Source organism: Bradyrhizobium sp. (assembly GCF_019244115.1).
In the GTDB taxonomy this organism is placed as follows: domain Bacteria; phylum Pseudomonadota; class Alphaproteobacteria; order Rhizobiales; family Xanthobacteraceae; genus Bradyrhizobium.
Genome location: NZ_JAFATE010000029.1, coordinates 1 through 3,415 on the forward strand (window position 1 = coordinate 1; position 3,415 = coordinate 3,415).

General features: G+C 63.3%; 5 protein-coding genes, 1 tRNA gene and 1 pseudogene. 3 read left to right on the forward strand and 4 right to left on the reverse strand.

Features of this window, described 5'->3' with window-relative positions:
• Positions 1-163: 163 nt before the first annotated feature.
• Together JOZ76_RS01425 and JOZ76_RS01430 are read right to left on the reverse strand one after the other, a co-directional pair.
• Complete coding sequence (locus JOZ76_RS01425) at positions 164-445, reverse strand: GIY-YIG nuclease family protein (protein WP_291696857.1); 282 nt, start codon at positions 443-445, stop codon at positions 164-166.
• Between the two features lie 102 nt (positions 446-547).
• Positions 548-623: transfer RNA gene (locus JOZ76_RS01430), tRNA-Ala, on the reverse strand.
• A gap of 251 nt (positions 624-874) precedes the next feature.
• Between JOZ76_RS01430 and JOZ76_RS01435 the strand changes: the two genes are divergently transcribed.
• From JOZ76_RS01435 to folD, 3 genes are read left to right on the forward strand one after another with little or no spacing between them, the layout of a single operon-like run.
• On the forward strand, positions 875-1,165 hold the full coding sequence (locus tag JOZ76_RS01435; RefSeq protein ID WP_291696853.1) for a YggT family protein: 291 nt from the start codon (positions 875-877) through the stop codon (positions 1,163-1,165).
• An 11-nt stretch (positions 1,166-1,176) separates the two neighbouring features.
• Entirely contained in the window at positions 1,177-1,500 is a 324-nt protein-coding gene (locus tag JOZ76_RS01440; protein ID WP_291696854.1) for a DUF167 domain-containing protein, read from the forward strand.
• A gap of 16 nt (positions 1,501-1,516) precedes the next feature.
• Positions 1,517-2,401: a bifunctional methylenetetrahydrofolate dehydrogenase/methenyltetrahydrofolate cyclohydrolase FolD gene (folD, locus tag JOZ76_RS01445; RefSeq protein ID WP_291696855.1), complete on the forward strand. Its 885-nt coding sequence runs from the start codon at positions 1,517-1,519 to the stop codon at positions 2,399-2,401.
• Between the two features lie 182 nt (positions 2,402-2,583).
• On the opposite strand, the gene ppa is transcribed toward folD, so the two are convergent.
• Both ppa and JOZ76_RS01455 read right to left on the reverse strand, forming a co-directional pair.
• Positions 2,584-3,111: an inorganic diphosphatase gene (gene ppa, locus JOZ76_RS01450; RefSeq protein WP_291696856.1), complete on the reverse strand. Its 528-nt coding sequence runs from the start codon at positions 3,109-3,111 to the stop codon at positions 2,584-2,586.
• Positions 3,112-3,298: 187 nt separating this feature from the next.
• A pseudogene (locus JOZ76_RS01455) lies at positions 3,299-3,415 on the reverse strand (GNAT family N-acetyltransferase); the annotation flags it as partial.

The following is a 3,415-nucleotide window of genomic DNA, read 5'->3' on the forward strand; positions in this document are numbered from 1 at the left end:
CGCGGCCATGACCGGCTGGATAGCCCGGGCGCATGTTCGCGCGATCGCCACTTTGCCGATCGCGCGGTGCACGATGCCGCGGAGCGGGCGTGGCTGAAGCATTTCGTCGAGGGCTGGCTGAAGCTCGCGCCGACGGTGCGGTTTGCGCAGGCGGCGGAGTAAGTTATGGTAATGCGGGAACCCCGGTCAAAGGCGCCCGAGCGCCAAGCAACAAGCGCTTCTTTGCAAAGGCGCGGCCTGAATGTAACTTGAGATATTTTTCGAATTCGAGCGCTTTGTACTTGTCTGGAAAGGCGCAATACCAGACCAACTTCCAGGGCTTGAACTTGGCGGTATGGCTTGATTTTCCAGAGTTGTGGTCCGGTATTCGCTGCTTCAAATTCTCAGTCGCGCCGACGTATTCCTGGTCAGGGAAGTCAATGCTGCGGATGATATAGACTACCACATCTGCAATTACGCCCGTCTTCGCCCTGCGGGCTTCGCCGGGCACGCCCCCACCCTTCGGGCAACGCGCGGCTGCGCCACGCGTAGCCCGAAGGGCGGAGCGTGGTGGAGCCAGGCGGGATCGAACCGCCGACCTCATCATTGCGAACGATGCGCTCTCCCAGCTGAGCTATGGCCCCATCGCGGCTGCCTCATGGGCAAACGGCAGCCGACAACCGGCGCCATTTAAGTCCGGCCCAAGTCCAAGTCAAGCAAGGCCAAGTCAAGAATGGCGGGAAACCATGGGCGTTTCGTTAGGGATGGCGCCTGAGTTCCCTTGTTTGGACCGGGGGGAACCGATATTTAGCTCTGGCTCCCTCGCCGCTTAAGGCTTGCGTCGGACACGGAGCGCCCATGGTGAAATCCGCGATCCGGAGCAGAGCCGTCAGTCATGCGTGCCGTCCTCGACATCATCATCATCATCCTCGATCTCTACACCTGGCTGCTGATCGCCTCGGCCATCCTGTCCTGGCTGATCGCCTTCAACGTCGTGAACACTCGCAACCAGTTCGTCGCTGCGGTGGCCGAGTTCCTCTACCGAATCACCGAGCCCGTGCTGGCGCCGGTCCGTTCCGTGCTGCCCAATCTCGGCGGGCTCGATATCTCGCCGATCATCGTGATCCTGCTCATCATGTTCATCGAACGGGTGATCGCATATTACATCTATCCCGTCGTCTTCTGATCCTTACATGGATGGCTCCCTGGCGCATCTCTGATACCGGCCTTACGCTCGCACTCAGGGTGACGCCGCGCGGCGGCCGTGACGCGATCGATGGCGTCGACACGCTCTCCGATGGCCGCAGCGTGCTGAAGCTTCGCGTCCGCGCCGTTGCCGATGGCGGCGAGGCCAACCGCGCCGTGACGGAGCTTCTGGCGAAATCGCTCGGCGTGCCGAAGGCATGCGTACGGCTGGTATCCGGGTCGGCATCGCGCTTGAAGCAGGTCGCGGTCGACGGCGACGGCGCAACGCTCGCGAACGCGCTGCAGGCGCTGACATCGGCGAACACCCGTTCATGACAGATGAAGGATCAAGATGACGGCCCGGATCATCGATGGAAAAGCCCTAGCCGCGGAACTGCGCAATCGCGTCGCCGCCGAAGCCATCCGCATCAAGCGCGATCACGAGCTGACGCCGGGACTGGCGGTGGTGCTGGTCGGCAATGATCCGGCGAGCGAGCTCTATGTTCGCAGCAAGCACAGGCAGACCCAGGACGCGGGCATGGCCTCGTTCGAGCACAAGCTGCCCGCCGATGTCGCGCAGGATGATCTGCTGGCCTTGATTGCGCAGCTCAACCGCGACCCGGCCGTGCACGGCATTCTGGTGCAGCTGCCGCTGCCGAAGGCGCTCAACACCGAAGTGGTCATCAACGCGATTGATCCGGCGAAGGACGTCGACGGCCTGCATCCGCACAATGCGGGCCGGCTCGCGGCCGGGTTTGCCGCGCTCTCGCCCTGTACGCCGCTCGGCTGCATCATTCTGAGCAAGACCGTGCATGCCTCGCTCGAAGGCATGAACGCGCTCGTCATCGGCCGCTCCAATTTGGTCGGCCGCCCGCTGCTGCAGCTGCTGCTCAACGAGAATGCGACGGTGACGATCGCGCATTCGCGCTCGCGGGATCTGCCAAACCTCTGCCGTCAGGCTGACCTGGTCTACGCCGCGGTGGGGAAGCCCGAGATGGTGCGCGGCGACTGGATCAAGCCGGGCGCGACCGTGATCGACGTCGGCATCAACCGCATTCCCGCTGATGGCGGCAAGACGCGGCTGGTCGGCGACGTCGCCTTCAAGGAAGCGGCGGAGGTCGCGGGTGCAATCACGCCGGTGCCGGGCGGCGTCGGGCCGATGACGGTGGTCTGTCTGCTGGTGAACACGCTGCGCGCGGCCTGCGCGATTGCGGGGCTGCCGAGGCCTGCGGTGTGAGTTCTCCGTTGTCTGGGTGGGATTCAAAGCACACACCCATGTCATCCCCGCGAAAAGCGGGGATCCAGTACGCTGCGGCCCATCGGCTCGAGCACGGGCGCCTCTGGAATACTGGATCGCCCGGTCAAGCCGGGCGATGACAGCTAAACACGAGGCTCGCGCTGCCGCGGAACGACGGAAAGCTATTTCCTCGCGCGCGCGATGCCTTCCTCGATAAGCTTGAAAGCGTCTTCGGCCGAGCCCCAGCGCAGCACCTTCACCCATTTGCCGGCTTCGAGATCCTTGTAGTGCTCGAAGAAGTGCTGGATCTGCTGCAGCGTGATCTCGGGCAGGTCATTGTAGCTCTGCACCTTGCTATAGCGCTTGGTCAGTTTTGACGAGGGCACCGCGATGATCTTCTCGTCGCCGCCCGCTTCGTCTTCCATCAGCAGCACGCCGACCGGACGCACGCTCATCACCGCTCCCGGAACGATCGCGCGCGTGTTGGCGATCAGCACGTCGCAGGGATCGCCGTCACCCGAAAGTGTGTGCGGGATGAAGCCGTAATTGCCCGGATAGCGCATCGCCGTATAGAGGAAGCGGTCGACGACCAGCGTGCCGGCTTCCTTGTCCATCTCGTATTTGATCGGCTCGCCGCCGACCGGCACTTCGATGATGACGTTCACTTCCCGTGGCGGGTCGACCCCGATCGGGATCGCGTCGATGCGCATGAATGGCTCCGTAAGGATTTTATTGGGGCGATCGATTGCGCCTCCCGCTCCCATCCGGCAAGGGATCGAGACTGCGTCAAGCACCGGACCGTATGATTGCGGGCCGGTTGTGCGCTCGATCGCGCGGCGAATCAATGGGATCTGGAAAGAAACGCCGCCGTCGGTAAACGGCCGGCAGTTCGGAGCCTTAGTTGGTCCAGGCGAAAGCCACCTTGTCCAGCGACTTCGGTCCGAACCGCTCGGAGGAGCGGGCGACCATGCGGCCGCCCAGCGTGCGGTAGAATTCGGTCGCAGGCTCGTTGTC